Genomic DNA, 18863 nt, shown 5'->3' with positions numbered 1-18863 from the left:
GGCAAGCCCCCTGACCCTGGTCGAGGCCGGGGCTGCGACCCGGATCCCTGCGCGCCGGTCTCGCGGCGCGGACGGGCCGAAATTCAGCCCGTCCGGCGATCGAGAACTGGGGGTCCCCCACGGGGGAGGGTCCGGGGCTGAGCCCCGGCTGTCAGCCCTGCGTGGACGTGTTCGCCAGTGCGGCCGAGAGGTCCTTGGCGACTTCCTGCAGGACCGGCACGATCCTCTCCGTGGCCGCCTCGGTGACCCGGCCCGCCGGGCCCGAGATCGACACTGCCGCCGCCGTGGGGGAGTTGGGCACCGAGACCGCGAGGCAGCGGACCCCTATCTCCTGCTCGTTGTCGTCCACCGCGTACCCGGCGTGCCGCACCTGCTCCAGCGCGTCCAGGAAGCCCTCGGGCGTCGTGATCGTCTTCTCGGTGGCTGCGGGCATGCCGGTCCTGGCCAGCAGCGCCCGCACCTCGTCCGGCGGGGTGTGCGCGAGCAGCGCCTTGCCCACGCCGGTGGAGTGCGGCAGGACCCGCCGGCCGACCTCGGTGAACATGCGCATGGAGTGCTTGGAGGGCACCTGCGCCACATACACGATCTCGTCGCCGTCGAGCAGCGCCATGTTCGCCGTCTCGCCGGTCTCCTCGACCAGGCGAGCCAGGTAAGGGCGGGCCCAGGTGCCCAGCAGCCGGGATGCGGACTCGCCGAGGCGGATCAGACGGGGGCCGAGCGCATAGCGGCGATTGGGCTGCTGGCGTACGTAACCGCAGGCCACGAGCGTGCGCATCAGGCGGTGGATCGTGGGCAGCGGCAGACCGCTGCTGGCGGAGAGTTCGCTGAGCCCGACCTCGCCGCCGGCGTCGGCCATTCTCTCGAGCAGGTCGAAGGCGCGCTCCAGGGACTGCACGCCACCGCTGGATGCGGTCTTGGCGGCGTCGGTGGCGCTGGCGCTGGACGTCGGCACGTCAACGGTCCTTTCGGGCAGGCAGACAAGTGAGCAGCCTACCGGGCGGCTGCGCCCGGCACACCGCACTCGGCACGGCGTCTTTGCCGGTCAGGGGGTGTTTGTCCCTGTGTTGGCGGTCATCTCCGGCGATCTCTCGGTGCTCGCCTCGGCGAGGACTACGTTCTGCTGTGTGAAAGTCTACTTCCACTAGGTGGAAATATCTAGCCAGGGTTCGACCTTGCCGTGCTCGTCGGGGCGGGTCTTGACGGACCGGACTCCGGAGTGAAGACTCCTTCAACAGTTCGTTGAATTTCGCTGTACGGGTTCGCTTTACGGATTTCCCCGTACTGGACGGAAGTGAGGGGCACGGGTGTCCAATGTGGACGTGAACCTGGTACTGCGCTCGACTCGCGTGGTCACCCCGGAAGGGACGCGCGCCGCATCGGTCGCCGTCGCCGCCGGGAAGATCGCGGCGGTGCTGCCGTACGACGCCGAGCTGCCGGCCGGAGCCCGGCTGGAGGACGTCGGGGACGATGTCGTACTCCCTGGTCTCGTCGACACCCATGTCCATGTGAACGACCCCGGCCGCACCGAGTGGGAGGGCTTCTGGTCCGCCACCCGCGCGGCCGCGGCCGGTGGCATCACCACCCTGCTGGACATGCCCCTCAACTCCCTCCCGCCGACCACCACCGTCGGCAACCTCGCCACCAAGCAGGACGTGGCCCGCAGCAAGGCGCACATCGACGTCGGCTTCTGGGGCGGAGCCGTCCCGTCCAATGTGAAGGACCTGCGGCCGCTGTACGACGCCGGAGTCTTCGGCTTCAAGTGCTTCCTCTCGCCGTCCGGCGTCGAGGAGTTCCCCGAGCTCGACCAGGACCAGCTCGCCCGGTCGATGGCCGAGATCGCCGGCTTCGGCGGACTGCTGATCGTGCACGCCGAGGACCCGCACCAGCTGGCCGCCGCGCCTCAGCAGTCCGGCCCCCAGTACGCGAACTTCCTCGCCTCCCGGCCGCGCGACGCCGAGAACACGGCGATCGAGAGCCTGATCGCGCACGCCCGCCGCCTCAATGCCCGTGTGCACGTACTGCATCTATCCTCCTCCGACGCGCTGCCGCTGATCGCGGCCGCCAAGCGGGAGGGCGTCAGGATCTCCGTCGAGTCCTGTCCGCACTTCCTCACCCTCACGGCCGAGGAAGTCCCCGACGGGGCAACGGAGTTCAAGTGCTGCCCGCCGATCCGTGAGGCGGCGAACCAGGACGCACTGTGGGAGGGACTGGCCGACGGGACGATCGACTGCATCGTCTCCGACCACTCGCCCTGCACCACCGACCTCAAGACCCCGGACTTCGCCTCCGCCTGGGGTGGCATCTCCTCCCTCCAGCTGGGTCTCCCGGCGATCTGGACCGAGGCCCGCAAGCGCGGCCGCACCCTCGAGGACGTCGTCCGCTGGATGTCCGAGGCCCCCGCGAAGCTCGCGGGACTGAACCAGAAGGGCGCGATCGAGGCGGGCCGCGACGCCGACTTCGCCGTCCTCGCGCCCGACGAGAGATTCACCGTCGACCCGGCCGAGCTCCACCACCGCAACCAGGTGACGGCATACGCGGGCAAGACCCTGCACGGAGTCGTCAGGTCGACCTGGCTGCGCGGCGAACGCATCGTGGAGAACGCCACCCTGGCCGAGCCGACCGGCCGACTGCTCGAAAGGAACAACTGATCGTGTCCATCCCTTCCTTCACCGGTGACGCCGGCCCGTTCGGCGGCGGCGACCCGTACGCCGACTACCGCACGGCCGAGTTTCCCTTCGAGCACCACGTCGACCTGGCCGACCGGCGGCTCGGCGCGGGCGTGATCGCCGCCAACGACGAGTTCTTCGCCGAGCGCGAGAACCTGCTGAAGCCTCAGGCCGCGGAGTTCGACCCGGAGCACTTCGGCCACAAGGGCAAGATCATGGACGGCTGGGAGACCCGCCGTCGCCGTGGCGTGAGCGCCGTACAGCCGCACCCGACCGACGACGACCACGACTGGGCTCTCGTACGGCTCGGCGCGCCCGGCGTCGTACGCGGCATCGTCGTCGACACCGCCCACTTCCGCGGCAACTACCCGCAGGCGGTCTCCGTCGAGGCCACCGCCGTCGCGGGCTCCCCCTCGCCCGAGGATCTGCTCGCCGACGACGTGAAGTGGGTGACGCTCGTCCCGCGTACGGCCATCGGCGGCCACGCGGCGAACGGCTTCGCGGTCGACGTCGAGCAGCGCTTCACACATCTGCGCGTCAACCAGCACCCCGACGGCGGCATCGCCCGGCTGCGGGTCTACGGCGAGGTCGCACCCGATCCGGCGTGGCTCGGCGCGCTCGGCACCTTCGACGTGGTCGCGCTGGAGAACGGCGGCCGGGTCGAGGACGCGTCCGACCGCTTCTACTCCCCGGCCACCAACACCATCCAACCGGGCCGCTCCCGCAAGATGGACGACGGCTGGGAGACCCGCCGGCGCCGGGACAAGGGCAACGACTGGATCCGCTATCAGCTGGTGGCGCAGTCCGAGATCCGCGCGGTGGAGATCGACACGGCGTATCTGAAGGGCAACAGCGCGGGCTGGGCGGCGGTTTCGCTCCGCGACGGTGAGAGCGGGGAGTGGGCGGAGATCCTTCCGCGGACCCGTCTGCAGCCGGACACGAATCACCGTTTCGTGCCGGCGGGCCCCGCGGTCGGCACGCATGTGCGGGTGGACATCTACCCGGACGGCGGCATCTCGCGCCTGCGGCTGTTCGGCTCGCTGACCGCGGACGGCGCGGCGGGTCTGCGGGCGCGGCACCAGGAACTGGGCGGCTGACCCGAGGCTTCGCCCCGGACCCCACGCCTCAATCGCGGCGAGGCTGGTTTTCGGGGCTCCGCCCCGGACCCCGCTGCGGTTCGCCCGCGAAACCACCATTGAGGACGGCCGCGGGTGCACCAGGTTCGCCGTCAGGCCGCGCCCACCCAGCTCTCACGGGCCGGCGCATGTCACTAGTGGTTACGAGCCCGAGTAAACCGGCCCTGCCTCCTCGGCGCCGGCGGCAAACGGACGTTGAATGTCGATGAATTCCCGGCGTGAGGGGGGTCTCAACTGATGACCGGAACACCGCAATCCACGACATCCCCGGAATCCCCGAAAGAGGCATCGCCATGGCGCAGCTCTCGATCACCACATTCGTCACCCTCGACGGCGTGATGCAGGCCCCCGGCGGACCGAACGAGGACCCCAGCGGCGGCTTCGCCCTCGGCGGCTGGTCCGTCCCGTACGGGGACGACGACTTCGGCCGCTTCATGACCGAGGTCTTCGAACGGGCCGGTGCCTTTCTGCTCGGCCGCCGTACGTACGAGATCTTCGCCGGCTACTGGCCCAAGGTGACCGACCCCGACGACCCGATCGCGTCCCGGCTCAACTCCCTTCCGAAGTACGTCGCGTCGAACAAGCTCAAGAAGGCCGACTGGGAGGGCAGTACCGTCATCGACGGCGACCTTGCCGCGGAGGTCACCGCGCTGAAGGAGCGCACGAACGGCGAGCTCCAGGTCCACGGCAGCGGAGCCCTCGCCCACTTCCTCATGGCGCACGACCTGATCGACACATACAACCTGCTGATCTTTCCGGTCGTCCTTGGCACGGGCCGCCGCCTCTTCGCGAGCGGCGCGGTCCCGACCGCGCTCCGGCACACCTCGGCCCGCACCACGGCGGCGGGCGTGGCCATCCACACGTACGAGCTGGCGGGCCGTCCCGAGTACGGCACTTACGAGGCCGAATAACGAAGGGACGCACAGCGGCGGCAGCAGGTGTGCGACCCAGCGCGACCGGCCGGAACTGCTTGGGTTCTCGGTCGGCCTCAGGCCTTCCGGAACTGGTCCGCGATCATCAGCACGGCGAAGCCCACGACCGTGATCACGATGTTCGCGAAGAGCTCCCGGCCGTGCAGAAAGCCGAGGTGCTCCGTGAACCAGCGCGTGAAGCCGATCAAGCGGAACCAGCCGGTCAGCTCGTGCAGCACGCCGCAGCCGCCCGTCACCAGCAGCACCATGCCGACGCCCTCGAGAATCTTCTTCATGCGCCGATCGTCGTCGGGTCCGCCGCGGCACCGCGTCCGACCCCGGGATGCGCCGCTGCTCCGAAAGTCTCGGGCCGCGCGACTTTGGTAGCTTCCCGCCGCCGAAGTGGGGTCCCACGCCGCTCACCTGCGTAGCTTTGTCGATATGACGCGTACGGAATACCCCTGGCTGCTGCCGTCGGCCATGGCCGAGTCGCTTGACCCGGACCTCCCGGGCGACCGGGCAAAGGCAGGGCGGCCGCGGCGGACCGTGCGCGACTGGGTCGTCGACACCCTTGCCTTCCTCGTCGCCGCGCTCATCGGCCTGCTCACCTCGGAGGCGAGCGCGCAGGCGGGCAACTCCGAACTCGTCGTCTTCGCCGACCAGCTGGTGGGCGCGGCCGCCTGCTGCGCGCTGTGGGCGCGGCGGCGCGTACCCCTCGGGCTCGCGATCGGCCTGATCGTCGTGAGCGTGGTGGATCCGGTCGCCGCGGGTGCGCTACTGGTGAGCCTGTTCAGCCTCGCCGTACACCGCCCCTTCAAGCCCGTCGCGATCGTCGGTGCCCTTGCCATCGGGGGTTCGGCCGCACAGGCCGCCCTCCGTCCCGACCCGGGCATGTCCTTCCTGGCCTCCGTCGTCACCGGGCTCATCCTGATCCTGCTGGTCATCGGCTGGGGCATGCTCGTACGAGCCCGCCGCCAGCTCTTCATCGCGCTCCGCGAGCGCGCCCTGCGGGCCGAGACCGAGGCGGAACTCCGCGCCGAACAGGCCCAGCGGCTGGCCCGCGAGGCCATCGCCCGGGAGATGCACGATGTGCTCGCCCATCGGCTGACCCTGCTCAGCGTGCATGCGGGCGCCCTCGAATTCCGGCCGGACGCGCCCCCGGCACAGGTCGCAAGGGCCGCCGGAGTGATCCGCGACAGTGCGCACGACGCACTCCAGGATCTGCGCGAGATCATCGGCGTGCTGCGTGCACCGGGCGAGTCCGACGGGCCCGACCGGCCGCAGCCCACCCTCGCGAGCCTCGACGCACTGGTCGCCGAGTCCCGGGAGGCAGGCATGAAGGTCACCCTCGACAACCGCATCACCGACCCGGCCGCCGTCCCCGCCGCCACCGGCCGCACCGTCTACCGCATCGCGCAGGAGGGCCTGACCAACGCCCGTAAACACGCGCCCGGTACGGAAGTCACGGTCGTCGTCACGGGCGGCCCCGGCAGCGGCCTCACCGTCGAGGTCGACAACCCCGCCGCGCTCGGCGAGGTCGAGAAGGTCCCCGGCTCCGGCCAGGGGCTGATCGGCCTCACCGAACGGGCCACGCTCGCGGGCGGCCGGCTGGACCACGGAGCGACGGACGACGGCGGATTCCACGTCCGGGCCTGGCTACCGTGGGCCGCATGACTATCCGGTTGCTCGTCGTCGATGACGACCCCCTCGTACGGGCTGGGCTCTCCCTCATGCTCGGCGGGGCCGACGACCTCGAGATCGTGGGGGAGGGGGCCGACGGCTGCGAAGTCGCCGCGCTCGTCGACAGACTGGCGCCCGATGTGGTGCTGATGGACATCCGGATGCCGACGATGGACGGCCTCACCGCCACCGAGCTGCTGCGCGCACGCAAGGACGCCCCCGAAGTCGTCGTCCTCACCACCTTCCACGCCGACGAACAGGTGCTGCGGGCGCTGCGCGCGGGCGCCGCCGGATTCGTACTGAAGGACACCCCGCCCGCCGAAATCGTCGCCGCGGTACGGCGCGTCGCGGCGGGCGATCCCGTGCTCTCCCCGGCCGTCACCCGCCAGTTGATGACCCATGTCGCCGACCGCACCCCCGGCACCCCCGGCACCCGCCGCAGCGCGGCGGCGGAGCGGCTCACCTCGCTCGCCGAGCGCGAGCGGGAGGTGGCTGTCGCCGTCGGCCGCGGTCAGTCCAACGCCGAGATCGCCGCGACCCTCTATATGAGCGTGCCGACCGTCAAGACGCATGTCTCCCGGATTCTGGCAAAACTGGACCTCAACAACCGTGTCCAGATCGCACTGTTGGCACATGACGCGGGCCTGCTCGACGGAGAGGAACAGCCGTAGGCTGACGCGATGCGACGTGATCTCGAAGCGGCCCGGAAGGTGCTCGACAGCCAGCCTTTCAGCAGACTGCTCAAAGCGCGGATCACCGCCTTCGGCGACGGCGAGGCCGCGCTCGAGGTCGACATCCGGGAGGAGCTGCACCAGCAGAACGGCTATCTGCACGGGGGAGTCCTCGCCTACGCGGCCGACAACTCGATCACCTTCGCCGCCGGTACGACGCTCGGGGCCGCCGTGCTGACCAGCGGCTTCTCAGTGCAGTACCTCCGTCCCGCCACCGGCGTGACACTGGTCGCCCGCGCCGCCGTCGTGCACACCGGCCGCCGGCAGGCCGTCGTCCGCTGCGACCTGTTCGCGGTGAACGCGGACGGCGAAGAGACGCTCTGTGCCGTCGCGCAGGGCACCGTACTGTCCGCGCAACAGTCCTGAGAAGGAGACCGTGCCGTGACCACTGAAGCAGCGATCGTGGATCTCGCCGCGCTCGGCGAGGACTTCACTCGCGATCCCTATCCCGTCTACGCCGAGTTACGCGCCAGGGGACCCGTCCACCGCGTACGCATGCCCGAAGGCCCCGAGGCCTGGCTGGTCGTCGGACACGAGGCGGGCCGGGCCGCGCTCGCCGATCCGCGGCTGTCCAAGGACTGGCGCAATGTCTCGCCGGAGCTCGGCATCGGCCGGCTCGCCGCCGGCATCACCATGCTCAGCTCCGACCCGCCCCTGCACTCGCGGCTGCGCAAGCTGGTGGCGCGGGAGTTCACGATGCGGCGCGTGGAACAACTCGCCCCGCGCGTCCAGCAGATCACCGACCGGCTGCTGGACGAGATGCTGCCGGCCGGGCACGCGGACCTTGTCGACGCGCTCTCCTTCCCGCTGCCCATCGCCGTCATCTGCGAACTGCTCGGAGTGCCCTTCCTCGACCAGGACGCCTTCCGCGGCTGGTCGAACACGGCGCTCGGCGCGGGCGACCGCGAGCAGCGGAGGGATGCGGCGGTCCAGATGAACGAGTACCTCGGCCGGCTGCTGGCCGACAAGCGCGAGCAGCCCGGCGAGGACCTGATGAGCGCGCTGATCAACACGGCCGACGAGGACGGCGACCGGCTCGGCGGCGAGGAACTGCTCGGCATGGCCTGGCTGCTGCTGGTCGCCGGGCACGAGACCACGGTCAATCTGATCTCCAACGGCGTACTCGCCCTGCTCAGCCACCCCGGCGAACTCGCCGCCCTGCGCGCCGACTTCTCGCTCATGGAGGGCGCGGTCGAGGAGATGCTGCGCTACGAAGGCCCGCTGGAGACGCCGACGTACCGCTTCACCGTCGAGCCCCTGGAGATCGGCGGCACGGTGATTCCGGGCGGCGGTCAGCTGGTGCTGGTCGCGCTGGCCGACGCCGACCGGGACCCGACGCGCTTCCCGGACCCGGAGCGCTTCGACATCCGCCGGGACACGCGCGGGCATCTGGCCTTCGGACACGGCATCCACTACTGCCTGGGTGCGCCGCTGGCCCGGCTGGAGGCCCGGATCGCGATCCGTTCGCTGCTGGAACGCTGCCCGGAGCTGGCGCTGGACGGACATCCGGCGGCGCTGACCTGGCGCACCGGCATGCTCATCCGGGGTCCGGAGCGCCTGCCGGTGCGGTGGTGAATGTCAGCCCCTGGGGCGTGTGCGGAGGGCCCCCACGCCCGCCAGGGGCGTAGGGGCGGGGGCGGAGCCCCGGCTCGGACCCGAACCGCCGCCCTCAGTCCGCCGGGATCTCCTCCAGCCGCACCGGCCGGTGCTCCCGCCGCGACAGCTCGCACGCCTCCGCGATCCGCAGTGCCGTCAGCGCCTCCCGTCCGTCGCACGGGTTCTCGGCCTCGCCCTGCACCATCCGGACGAAGGTGTCCAGCTCCGCCTCGTACGCCGGGGCGAACCGCTCCAGGAACCCGGGCCACGGCTTGGTGGCCGGTGGCGGGCCCTGCGGCTCGGTGGAGGTGATCGGCGTGCAGTCGTCCAGCCCGACCGCGACCTGGTCGAGTTCGCCGGCCAGTTCCATGCGTACGTCATAGCCCGCGCCGTTGCAGCGGGTGGCCGTCGCCGTGGCCAGCGTCCCGTCGTCCAGGGTGAGCAGCGCGGCGGCCGTGTCGACGTCGCCCGCCTCGCGGAACATCGAGGGACCCGCGTCCGAGCCGGTCGCGTACACCTCGACGACCTCGCGGCCGGTCACCCAGCGCAGGATGTCGAAGTCATGGACCAGACAGTCCCGGTAGAGGCCGCCGGAGAGCGGCAGATACGCCGCGGGCGGCGGGGCCGGGTCGGAGGTGATGGCCCGTACGGTGTGCAGCCGGCCGAGCCGTCCGGAGCGCACCAGTTCCCGGGCGGTGGTGTACCCCGCGTCGAAGCGGCGCATAAAGCCCAGCTGGAGCAGCGTGCCCGCCGCCTCGACCTCCCGCAGGGCGCCGAGCGTGCCCGGCAGATCAAGGGCGATCGGTTTCTCACAGAAGGCGGGGAGGCCGGCGCGGGCGGCCCTGCCGATGAGTTCGGCATGGGCGGCGGTGGCCGATGCGATCACCACGGCGTCCACGCCCCATTTGAAGATCTCGTCCGCGCTGGGCGCGGCGGTGGAGCCGGTGTGCTCGGCCACCTCGGCCGCCCGCGCCGGGTCGGCGTCCGCCACGACCAGAGATCCCACCTCCCGGTGGCGGCTGAGCACGCCCGCGTGAAAGGTGCCGATACGTCCCGTTCCGATGAGTCCGATGCGCATGGCCCAAAGGTGGCGGCGGGCCAGGCACGATGTCAAGACTTTGTCCTGACAACCGAACTTCACGACTTCCCGTCAACAATCTGTGCGACTACGCTCACCCCGTGCCCAAGCAGCCCAGACACGTGACGGACTCGTCCCTGTCTCTCCAGCTGAGCGTGGACCGCACCAGTCCGGTCCCGCTCTACTTCCAGCTGTCGCAGCAGCTGGAAGCGGCCATCGAGAGAGGGACCCTCACCCCCGGCAGCCTGCTCGGCAACGAGATCGAGCTGGCGGGCAGGCTCGGCCTGTCCCGCCCGACCGTGCGCCAGGCCATCCAGTCGCTCGTCGACAAGGGCCTGCTGGTGCGCCGGCGGGGGGTGGGCACCCAGGTGGTGCACAGCCAGGTCAAGCGGCCGCTGGAGCTCAGCAGCCTGTACGACGACCTGGAGGCGGCCGGCCAGCGGCCCGCCACCGTCGTGCTGCGCAATGCCGTCGAGCAGGCAAGTGCCGAGGTCGCGGCCGCCCTCGGGGTGGCCGAGGGCAGCAACGTCCAGCTGATCGAGCGGCTGCGGTACGCGCACGGTGAGCCCATGGCGCTGCTGCGCAATCATCTGCCCGCCGGGCTCTTCGACTGCGACACCGAGCGCCTTGAGGCCACCGGTCTGTACCGGATGATGCGGGCCGCCGGGATCACGCTGCACAGCGCCCGCCAGTCGGTCGGGGCGCGGGCCGCCACCGCCACGGAGGCCGAGCAGCTCACCGAGGCGACCGGGGCTCCGGTGCTGACCATGGAGCGCACGACGTTCGACGACACCGGACGGGCGGTCGAGTTCGGCTCGCACATCTATCGCGCCTCGCGCTATGCCTTCGAGTTCCAGCTTCTTGTCCGGCCTTGAAGGCCGTCCGGAAGCCGTCCGGAAGCGTCCGGAAGCCGCCCCGAAGCCGTGCTGAAGGGCCGAGGGCAGGTCACGTAAGAATGTCATTCGCGTAAGAATGTTCGGACAAAGTCTTGACGGGGTTGCGCGGCCGCCGTAGAAACGCTCCCAGCCGCAACCGGGCGGCCGGGAGAGAAGGCGGACCCAGCATGCGTACCACCCGCACGGCAGCAGCCCTGCTCGCCGCAAGTGCCCTGGTCGTCGTCGCCGGATGCAGCAGTTCCGGCGGCAAGGAGGCGAAGGACAGCCCCTCCGAGGGCGGCGGAGGCGGAGTGGCCGCCACCACCCAGCGCCTGAAGATCGCGATGGTCACCCACTCCGGCGAGGGCGACACCTTCTGGGACATCGTCCAGAGCGGCGCAAAGGTCGCGGCCAAGAAGGACAACGTGGAGTTCCTCTACGCCGCCAACAAGGAGGGCAAGGAGCAGGCCCAGCTCGTCCAGACCTACATCGACCAGAAGGTCGACGGCATCGTGGTGACCCTCGCCAAGCCGGAGGCCGTCAAGGAGGTCGTCAAGAAGGCCGTCGCCGCCGGCATACCTGTCGTGACGATCAACTCGGGCGCCGAGTTCTCGAAGGAGGTCGGCGCGCTCAGCCACATCGGCCAGGACGAGTCGGTGGCCGGCGAGGCCGTCGGCGAGGAGCTCAACAAGCGCGGCAAGAAGAAGGCCATCTGCGTCATCCACGAGCAGGGCAATGTCTCGCTCGAGGCGCGCTGCGCGGGTGTGAAGAAGACGTTCAAGGGGACCGTCGAAAACCTCAACGTCGACGGCACCAACACCCCCGCCTCCACCTCCTCCATCGAGGCAAAGCTCCAGAGCGGCAAGGACATTGACGCCGTCGTCACGCTCGGCGCACCCCTGGCCGCCGCGTCGGTCAAGGCCAAGGAGGGCGCCGGCTCCAAGGCCGAGGTCGACACCTTCGACCTCAACGCCGAGGTGGTCAAGCAGCTCAAGGCCAAGCAGATCGGCTTCGCCGTCGACCAGCAGCCCTACCTCCAGGGCTACTTGGCCATCGACGAGCTCTGGCTCAACAAGGTCAACGGCAATGTGATCGGCGGCGGAAAGCCGGTCCTCACCGGCCCGGCCCTCGTCACCGAGAAGGACGTGCCCGCCCTCGAGAAGCTGACCGCCGACGGCACCCGATGACGTACGCGGTATACCCGATGCCCACCCTCCGACCTGCTGTGACACACAAGTACAACGCCGATGTGCTCGGCGGCGGGCGGCCCGTCCTCACCGGGCCGCAGATCATCACCAGGACGGACGCCGCCGAGCTGCAGGACTACACAGAGCGGGGGACCCGATGAGTGCGACCGCACCACCTGCTGCACCGCAGAAGACCGACGAACGGCTGCTGCGCACCTCACCCCTGCGCAAGCTGATGGGCCGCCCCGAGCTGGGGTCGGTCGTCGGCGCCGCGGCGGTCTTCATCTTCTTCTCGATCGTCGCGGACTCCTTCCTGCGGGCGTCCAGCTTCTCCACCGTGCTGTACGCGGCATCGACGCTCGGCATCATGGCGGTTCCGGTGGCGCTGCTGATGATCGGCGGCGAGTTCGACCTCTCGGCCGGTGTCCTGGTGACCAGCTCCGCGCTGATCTCCGCGATGTTCAGCTATCAGATGACGGCGAACGTCTGGGCCGGTGTTCTCGTCTCGCTGGTGGTCACGCTCGCCGTCGGTCTCTTCAACGGCTTCATGCTGACCCGTACGAAACTGCCCAGCTTCATCATCACGCTCGGCACGTTCCTGATGCTGACGGGCCTCAACCTCGGCTTCACCAAGCTGATCAGCGGCACGGTCTCCACCAAGTCCATCGCCGACATGGACGGGTTCGAATCGGCCAAGAAGCTCTTCGCCTCCGAGCTCACCCTCGGTGACGTCACCCTCAAGGTGACCATACTGTGGTGGTTCGGCCTGGTCGCCCTGGCCACTTGGATCCTGCTGCGCACCCGCTTCGGCAACTGGATCTTCGCGGTCGGCGGCGGCGCGGATGCGGCCCGCGCGGTCGGCGTCCCGGTCAACAGGACCAAGATCGGCCTGTATATGGGCGTCGCCTTCGCCGCCTGGGTCTCCGGACAGCATCTGCTCTTCTCATTCGACGTGGTGCAGTCCGGCGAGGGCGTCGGCAACGAGCTGACGTACATCATCGCGGCCGTCATCGGCGGCTGTCTGATCACCGGTGGCTACGGCTCCGCGATCGGCTCGGCGGTCGGCGCGTTCATCTTCGGCATGACCAGCAAGGGCATCGTGTACGCGGAGTGGAACCCGGACTGGTTCAAGTTCTTCCTCGGAGCGATGCTCCTTCTGGCGACCCTGCTGAACGCCTGGGTCCGCAAGCGTGCGGAGGCGACACGGTGACATCTGCGAAGACCGGGACGGCCCTCGTCGAGCTCGACAACGTCAGTAAGTACTACGGCAACATCCGAGCCCTGGAAGGTGTCTCCCTCGAGGTACACGCGGGCGAGATCACCTGCGTGCTCGGCGACAACGGCGCGGGCAAGTCCACGCTGATCAAGATCATCGCGGGGCTGCACCGGCATGACGCGGGCACGTTCCTGATCGAGGGCGAGCAGACGAGCCTCGCCAGCCCGCGCGAGTCCCTGAACCGCGGTATCGCCACGGTCTACCAGGACCTCGCCGTCGTACCGCTGATGCCGGTCTGGCGGAACTTCTTCCTCGGCTCCGAGCCGACGAAAGGGGCCGGCCCCTTCAAGCGCCTCGACGTCGAGCTGATGCGCGAGACCACCCGGTCCGAGCTGCTGCGCATGGGCATCGACCTGCGCGATGTCGACCAGCCGATCGGGACGCTGTCGGGCGGCGAGCGCCAGTGTGTGGCGATCGCGCGGGCGGTCTACTTCGGGGCGAAGGTCCTGGTCCTGGACGAGCCGACCGCGGCGCTCGGAGTGAAGCAGTCGGGTGTGGTGCTGAAGTATGTGGCGGCGGCACGCGATGCGGGACTGGGTGTCGTACTGATCACACACAACCCGCACCACGCGTATCTGGTCGGCGACCGCTTTGTACTGCTCAAGCGCGGCACGATGTCGGCGAGCCATACGAAGAAGTCGGTCACGCTGGATGAGCTGACGCGGCAGATGGCGGGGGGCAGTGAGCTGGAGGATCTGCGGCACGAGCTGGAGAGAGCGCCGGTGCCGACGCATCTGGGCGGTCATCCGTTGAAGGACGAGCCGCCCGCGCCCTAGCCACCGGGGCTCCGCCCGGACCCTCCCCCTACGCCCGAAGGGCGTACGGGGGCCCCGTACGCCCTTCGGGCGTGTCCTCAATCGCCGGACGGGCTGAAACTTCAGCCTCGTGGGGGGTCCCCCCCGGACGAAGTCTGGGGGCGATTGAGGCGCCGAGGGTCCGGGGCGGAGCCCCGGTTCGGGTGAGCCCGCGCCGCAGCCCGTCGGGTGGCAGAATCGGGCCCGGTGGGCACCGCCCACCCCGGGCCGTGACATCACCCGGCCCCCGACACCCCGCAGGGACATGAGCACGTACCGCGACTTCGCCCACCGCGGCTCCGCCCGCGCCACCGTCCTGAAGACCGTCGGCACCCGCGAGCGGCGCTCGCACCTCACCGCGCCCCGCGTCCCCACCGTCGGTATCGACATCGGCGGTACGAAGGTCATGGCCGGGGTCGTCGACGCCGACGGGATCATTCTGGAGAAGGTCCGCACCGAGACGCCGGACAAGTCCAAGAGCCCCAAGGTCGTCGAGGACACCATCTGCGAGCTGGTCCTCGATCTCTCCGACCGGCACGATGTGCACGCCGTGGGCATCGGCGCGGCCGGCTGGGTGGACGCCGACCGTTCCAAGGTCCTGTTCGCGCCCCATCTCGCCTGGCGCAACGAGCCCCTGCGCGATGCGCTCTCGGCCCGGCTCGCCGTCCCCGTCCTGGTGGACAACGACGCCAACACCGCCGCCTGGGCGGAGTGGCGCTTCGGCGCGGGCCGTGGCGAGGACCACCTCGTGATGATCACCCTCGGTACCGGCATCGGCGGCGCGATCCTGGAGGACGGCCAGGTCAAGCGCGGCAAGTACGGCGTCGCGGGTGAGTTCGGTCATATGCAGGTCGTGCCCGGCGGCCACCGCTGCCCCTGCGGCAACCGCGGCTGCTGGGAGCAGTACAGCTCCGGCAACGCACTCGTCCGCGAGGCCCGCGAGCTCGCCGCCGCCGACTCCCCGGTCGCGCACAGCCTCATCGACCGGGTCGGCGGCAATATCGGCGACATCACCGGGCCGATCATCACCGAACTCGCCCGCGAGGGCGACGCCATGTGCGTCGAACTGTTCCAGGACATCGGCCAGTGGCTCGGCATCGGCATCGCCAATCTCGCCGCCGCTCTCGACCCCTCCTGCTTTGTCATCGGCGGTGGCGTCAGCGCGGCCGACGACCTGCTCATCGGCCCCGCCCGGGACGCCTTCCGGCGGCATCTCACCGGCCGCGGCTACCGCCCCGAGGCCCGGATCGCCAAGGCGCAGCTCGGCCCCGAAGCCGGTATGGTCGGCGCGGCCGACCTCGCGCGGCTGGTGGCCCGACGCTTCCGCCGGGCCAACCGCCGTCGTGTGGAGCGGCACGAGCGGTACGAGCGCTATGCCCAGGCCATCCGCAACTCCAGCACTGCCCGCACCACCCAGGAACCGTAGCCATGACCGTGCCCCGCCAGTCCACGCCTCTGGACGAGAGCGTCCGTCCTCCCGAGGACCACCGCCATATGATCCGCCGCCGCTGGCTGACGGCGATCATCATTGTGCTGCTCGTGGGCATCCCGGCCGGCTATCTGGTGATCTCCGCCGAGCAGAGCCGCGACAGCGGCCGGGACAAGGAGGCGGAGTCCTCCGCCACCGGTCTGCGGGACTCCTGGCCGTCCCAGATGAAGCGCCGGGTCTTTGAGGTGCCGGTCCCCTCGAAGGCCACGGACGTCGCCTACTACGAGACGAGCAACTGGAAGACCAGCCGGCTCTATGTCCAGTTCCGCACCACGTCCGAGGGGCTCGACCGGTTCCTGGAGGGCGTCGGGACGAGCCGTGCCCGGCTCGAGGACGGCGCGGTGAGCATCAGCGAGCGGGACGCCGAGACGGTGAGCTGGGACTTCGGTGCGGGGCAGGGCGACTGGTGGGGCACCAGCCACCCGCAGAAGGACCCGCGGCCCAGCCAGGACATTACTGTCGACCTGACCTACAGATCCCGCCCCGTGGTGTACGTCGTCTCGACGGCGACCCCCTGACCGGAGGCGTGCATGTGGCGGTGTCGCCGAGGCGCTTACTTGGTTTCGCCGGCCCCGACCCGGACCACGGCATCGCTGCGCGCCCCTGGTTGACGTGGCGAGTTGCAGAAGCCGAGCCAGCGGAACACCGCGAGCCGAGCGGCTCGTTGGGTGGGCCAGCCGCGCCGGCCGGGCCTCCCGTTTGAGCGAGGCGAAGAACGACTCGGCGCCCGCGTTGTCCGCGCTCGAGCCGACCGCGCCCATGGACCGGCGGATGCCGGCCGTGCGGCAGGCGTCGGCGAACAAGTCCGTGACTGTCCGACAGCGGTTTGCCGCGACCGGATTGTTGTTAGGGTGACAAGTAGAGGCTGATCCCGATGCCTTTGGCCAGGGCGATGGCCAGGCTGGCGAGTTCGGGGCTGCACAGGCGTACGGCTCCCGCGGAGTCGTACAGGCCAGGAGCGGGTGTCCGCGGGGTAGTTGTGGTCGCTGGAGGGGTCGGACACGACGGGGGGCTCGCGTTGGATCGCCTGGCCGGAGCGGATCTGGAAGTCGGCCCAGCCCAGTTCGTGCCTGACGGGTTTGTCATCTTGCTCGGCGACCAACACCCGAAACGCGATGCCCTAGGCGCGGGCCCGGGCGGTGGTGGCCGCGACGATGCCGTTTCCGACCTGCCGGCGGGAGCCGAGGTATTGACGGGACACCTAGGCCGTGACGTGCCCGGACTTACGGTCACCGGAGTCGTCCGGAAACAACGCCCCGCCGTCGTGGGGCGCGGTCACCGGCTCCGCCAACGCGGTCAGCGTCTTGTCGCGGTCCCGCGGCGCCGGCAGGGCGGCGACGTAATCCCGCAACGCCCGACGCTGCGCACGGCAGACAAGAAGGTCACGACCGGAGGTCGACCGGACGCGGTGGGCGTGTGACCGGCCGGCCGGCGCCCGCGGTGCTGCCCCCATCGCTGCGCGTGTGGCTCGGGCTGATTGCGGCCCTCGCCGCGCTGGTGATCGTCGTGCTCGGGGTCCTGTATGCCGGCCACAGTGAGCCCGGCAGGGTGGACGCGCGGATCTGGGCGGCGGTGGATGGTGTGGGGCCGCCGTGGCGGTACGTCGCTCTGGCCACGGACTTCTTGGGGGAGCCCGTGGGAGCGGCGACGCTGGTCGTGGCCACCGTGACGGGCTGCCTGCTGCTTCGGCGTCCTCGCGCAGCGGTGCTCATCGTTGCCGGCGTCGGCATGACCGTGGGTACGGCGACGCTGCTCAAGTCCCTGGTGGGACGCACCATCCACGGCGACAACCTGTCCTATCCGAGCGGGCACACCGCCTTCGTCACCGCGCTCGCCCTCATGGTGGCGCTGCTCGCGACCGGCCGGCTCGGCCTCGGCAAGGCGGCCGGCACGTTGCTCGTGCTCGCCGCGGCGCTGGTTGCCGGCGCCGCCATGGGCTGGGCGCAGGTCGCCCTGGGCGCGCACTACCCGACCGACGTCCTCGGTGGCTGGTGCACCGCGCTGGCGGTCATACCGGCGACCGCGTGGCTGGTCGACCGGATGGCCGACTGGCTGGTCGACCGGATGGCCGACGCCGGTCGGCCGGAGCGTCGCTGACGTCACGTCACGCCAAGCGGCGGAATACGGGCTTCACCGGCCGCCCGGCCAGCCAGGGGGTGGGGTCAGCGGCGTCCAGTGCCTTCCGGTACACCGCACATGCCTGGGCCACCACGTCGACGGTGCGGTCGATGTCGGCGTCGCCGAGCGCGCTGCTCACCACGAACGACGGGGCCAGTACTCCGCCCGCGAGGAGCCGGCGCAGGAACAGGGTGCGGTACTGCTGCGACGGCTGCCGGTTCTCGTCGAGGGTGGCGAAGACCAGGTTGCTGGCCCGGCCCCGGACGACGATGTGGTCGCCGACGCCCATGCCGGCCGCGGCCTCGCGGACACCGGCGGCCAACCGCTCGCCGAGGGCGTGCAGCCGAGCGGTGATGCCCTCCTCGACGTAGGTGGTTTGCACGGCCATCGCGGCGGCCAGCGAGTGCGTTTCCGCACCGTGCGTGGTGGACAGCAGGAACACCCGGTCGCCGGAGTGACGCAGCCCGCCCCACTCCATCAGGTCGCGGCGCCCGGCCAGCGCGGAGACGGCGAACCCGTTGCCCAGCGCCTTGCCGAACGTGGAGAGGTCGGGGACGACGCCGTACAGGCCCTGGGCGCCCGCCTCGGACCAGCGGAAGCCGGTGATCATCTCATCGAAGATCAGTACGCATCCGTGCCGGTCGGCCAGCTTGCGCAGGCCGGCGAGGTACCCGGGCGGCGGCTCGGTGTGGCCGGCAGGTTCGAGGATCAGGCAGGCGACCTCGTCCTGGTACCGGGTGAGCAGTTCCTCCGTGGCGGCCAGGTCCCCGTAAGGGAACGCCACGGTGAGCTCGGTGGTCGCCGCCGGAACACCGGCGGACATCGGCGTGGTGCCGATGAACCAGTCGTCGACGGAAAAGAACGGATGGTCGCCGCAGATGGCCACCCGCGGGCGCCCGGTGACGGCGCGGGCGAGTCGCACCGCGGCGGTGGTGACGTCGGAGCCGTTCTTCGCGAACTTCACCATCTCGGCGGTCGGCACCGTGGCCAGGAAGCGTTCCGCGGCCTCGACCTCCACGATGGACGGCCGGACGAAGTTGCTGCCGCGGTCGAGTTCCCGCCGCACCGCTTCGAGCACGCGTGGGTGGGCGTGGCCGAGGCTGACCGACCGCAGGCCGGAGCCGTACTCGACGTAGCAGTTGCCGTCGATGTCCCACACGTGGGCACCGCGGCCGTGGCTGATGACCGGGGCCAGGTTTTCGGGGTACTGGTCGTCGCCCTTGGCGTAGGTGTGCGCGCCCCCGGGGATCATGGCGTGCAGCCGCTCGTTCGCCATCCGCGACCGGGGCAGGAGGAGCTCTTCGGTGTCTTCGGTGTCCACGCCAA

General features: G+C 70.4%; 20 protein-coding genes. 15 read left to right on the top strand and 5 right to left on the bottom strand.

Annotation, left to right across the window (positions count from 1 at the left end; all coding sequences use genetic code 11):
* Positions 1-151 precede the first annotated feature (151 nt).
* Positions 152-952: an IclR family transcriptional regulator gene (locus ACI2LP_RS02035; RefSeq protein ID WP_404722591.1), complete on the bottom strand. Its 801-nt coding sequence runs from the start codon at positions 950-952 to the stop codon at positions 152-154.
* A gap of 352 nt (positions 953-1304) precedes the next feature.
* Here ACI2LP_RS02035 and allB point away from each other — a divergent pair, with 352 nt between their 5' ends.
* The 3 genes from allB (at position 1305) to ACI2LP_RS02020 (ending at position 4713) form a co-directional block, all read left to right on the top strand.
* Entirely contained in the window at positions 1305-2648 is a 1344-nt protein-coding gene (gene allB / locus ACI2LP_RS02030; protein WP_404722590.1) for an allantoinase AllB, read from the top strand.
* Positions 2648-3763, top strand: a complete 1116-nt coding sequence (alc, locus tag ACI2LP_RS02025; protein ID WP_404723040.1) for an allantoicase — start codon at positions 2648-2650, stop codon at positions 3761-3763. The genes allB and alc overlap by 1 nt, the downstream gene beginning before the upstream one ends.
* 332 nt (positions 3764-4095) lie before the next feature.
* Positions 4096-4713, top strand: coding sequence for a dihydrofolate reductase family protein (locus ACI2LP_RS02020; RefSeq protein ID WP_404722589.1), 618 nt, complete (start codon positions 4096-4098; stop codon positions 4711-4713).
* Between the two features lie 77 nt (positions 4714-4790).
* Here the strand turns inward: ACI2LP_RS02020 and ACI2LP_RS02015 are convergent, their stop codons facing one another.
* Complete coding sequence (locus tag ACI2LP_RS02015) at positions 4791-5009, bottom strand: hypothetical protein (protein WP_404722588.1); 219 nt, start codon at positions 5007-5009, stop codon at positions 4791-4793.
* Positions 5010-5154: 145 nt separating this feature from the next.
* Here ACI2LP_RS02015 and ACI2LP_RS02010 point away from each other — a divergent pair, with 145 nt between their 5' ends.
* From ACI2LP_RS02010 to ACI2LP_RS01995, 4 genes are read left to right on the top strand one after another with little or no spacing between them, the layout of a single operon-like run.
* The gene (locus ACI2LP_RS02010) at positions 5155-6387 is read left to right on the top strand and encodes a sensor histidine kinase (protein WP_404722587.1); all 1233 of its coding nucleotides are present in this window, start codon (positions 5155-5157) and stop codon (positions 6385-6387) included.
* Positions 6384-7064 (top strand): response regulator, encoded by a 681-nt coding sequence (locus ACI2LP_RS02005; RefSeq protein ID WP_404722586.1) that lies wholly within the window; start codon positions 6384-6386, stop codon positions 7062-7064. The genes ACI2LP_RS02010 and ACI2LP_RS02005 overlap by 4 nt, the downstream gene beginning before the upstream one ends.
* A 9-nt stretch (positions 7065-7073) precedes the next feature.
* Positions 7074-7490 (top strand): PaaI family thioesterase, encoded by a 417-nt coding sequence (locus ACI2LP_RS02000; RefSeq protein ID WP_404722585.1) that lies wholly within the window; start codon positions 7074-7076, stop codon positions 7488-7490.
* 15 nt (positions 7491-7505) lie between these two features.
* Positions 7506-8699: a cytochrome P450 gene (locus ACI2LP_RS01995; protein ID WP_404722584.1), complete on the top strand. Its 1194-nt coding sequence runs from the start codon at positions 7506-7508 to the stop codon at positions 8697-8699.
* A 94-nt stretch (positions 8700-8793) separates the two neighbouring features.
* On the opposite strand, the gene ACI2LP_RS01990 is transcribed toward ACI2LP_RS01995, so the two are convergent.
* Complete coding sequence (locus ACI2LP_RS01990; protein ID WP_404722583.1) at positions 8794-9798, bottom strand: Gfo/Idh/MocA family oxidoreductase; 1005 nt, start codon at positions 9796-9798, stop codon at positions 8794-8796.
* 137 nt (positions 9799-9935) lie between these two features.
* On the opposite strand from ACI2LP_RS01990, the gene ACI2LP_RS01985 reads away from it, so the two are divergent.
* The 7 genes from ACI2LP_RS01985 (at position 9936) to ACI2LP_RS01955 (ending at position 15937) form a co-directional block, all read left to right on the top strand.
* Positions 9936-10673, top strand: coding sequence for a GntR family transcriptional regulator (locus tag ACI2LP_RS01985; RefSeq protein WP_404723039.1), 738 nt, complete (start codon positions 9936-9938; stop codon positions 10671-10673).
* Between the two features lie 188 nt (positions 10674-10861).
* Positions 10862-11860, top strand: a complete 999-nt coding sequence (locus tag ACI2LP_RS01980; protein ID WP_404722582.1) for a sugar ABC transporter substrate-binding protein — start codon at positions 10862-10864, stop codon at positions 11858-11860.
* Between the two features lie 38 nt (positions 11861-11898).
* Entirely contained in the window at positions 11899-12021 is a 123-nt protein-coding gene (locus tag ACI2LP_RS01975) for a hypothetical protein (RefSeq protein WP_404722581.1), read from the top strand.
* On the top strand, positions 12018-13070 hold the full coding sequence (locus ACI2LP_RS01970; protein WP_404722580.1) for an ABC transporter permease: 1053 nt from the start codon (positions 12018-12020) through the stop codon (positions 13068-13070). The genes ACI2LP_RS01975 and ACI2LP_RS01970 overlap by 4 nt, the downstream gene beginning before the upstream one ends.
* The gene (locus ACI2LP_RS01965; protein ID WP_404723038.1) at positions 13037-13912 is read left to right on the top strand and encodes an ATP-binding cassette domain-containing protein; all 876 of its coding nucleotides are present in this window, start codon (positions 13037-13039) and stop codon (positions 13910-13912) included. The genes ACI2LP_RS01970 and ACI2LP_RS01965 overlap by 34 nt, the downstream gene beginning before the upstream one ends.
* Positions 13913-14195: 283 nt before the next feature.
* Positions 14196-15356, top strand: coding sequence for an ROK family glucokinase (locus tag ACI2LP_RS01960; RefSeq protein WP_360879010.1), 1161 nt, complete (start codon positions 14196-14198; stop codon positions 15354-15356).
* A 2-nt stretch (positions 15357-15358) separates the two neighbouring features.
* Positions 15359-15937, top strand: coding sequence for a hypothetical protein (locus tag ACI2LP_RS01955; protein WP_404722579.1), 579 nt, complete (start codon positions 15359-15361; stop codon positions 15935-15937).
* 683 nt (positions 15938-16620) lie between these two features.
* On the opposite strand, the gene ACI2LP_RS01950 is transcribed toward ACI2LP_RS01955, so the two are convergent.
* Positions 16621-16770 (bottom strand): hypothetical protein, encoded by a 150-nt coding sequence (locus tag ACI2LP_RS01950; RefSeq protein ID WP_404722578.1) that lies wholly within the window; start codon positions 16768-16770, stop codon positions 16621-16623.
* A 65-nt stretch (positions 16771-16835) separates the two neighbouring features.
* Between ACI2LP_RS01950 and ACI2LP_RS01945 the strand changes: the two genes are divergently transcribed.
* Positions 16836-17516, top strand: a complete 681-nt coding sequence (locus ACI2LP_RS01945; RefSeq protein WP_404722577.1) for a phosphatase PAP2 family protein — start codon at positions 16836-16838, stop codon at positions 17514-17516.
* A gap of 7 nt (positions 17517-17523) precedes the next feature.
* Here ACI2LP_RS01945 and ACI2LP_RS01940 read toward each other — a convergent pair whose 3' ends face one another.
* Complete coding sequence (locus ACI2LP_RS01940; protein ID WP_404723037.1) at positions 17524-18858, bottom strand: glutamate-1-semialdehyde 2,1-aminomutase; 1335 nt, start codon at positions 18856-18858, stop codon at positions 17524-17526.
* Between the last annotated feature and the right edge of the window lie 5 nt (positions 18859-18863).

Source organism: Streptomyces sp. NPDC019890 (assembly GCF_044903445.1).
Lineage (GTDB): Bacteria > Actinomycetota > Actinomycetes > Streptomycetales > Streptomycetaceae > Streptomyces.
Note: the sequence above shows the minus strand (reverse complement) of the source record. Positions and strands in the feature narration are given on the sequence as shown.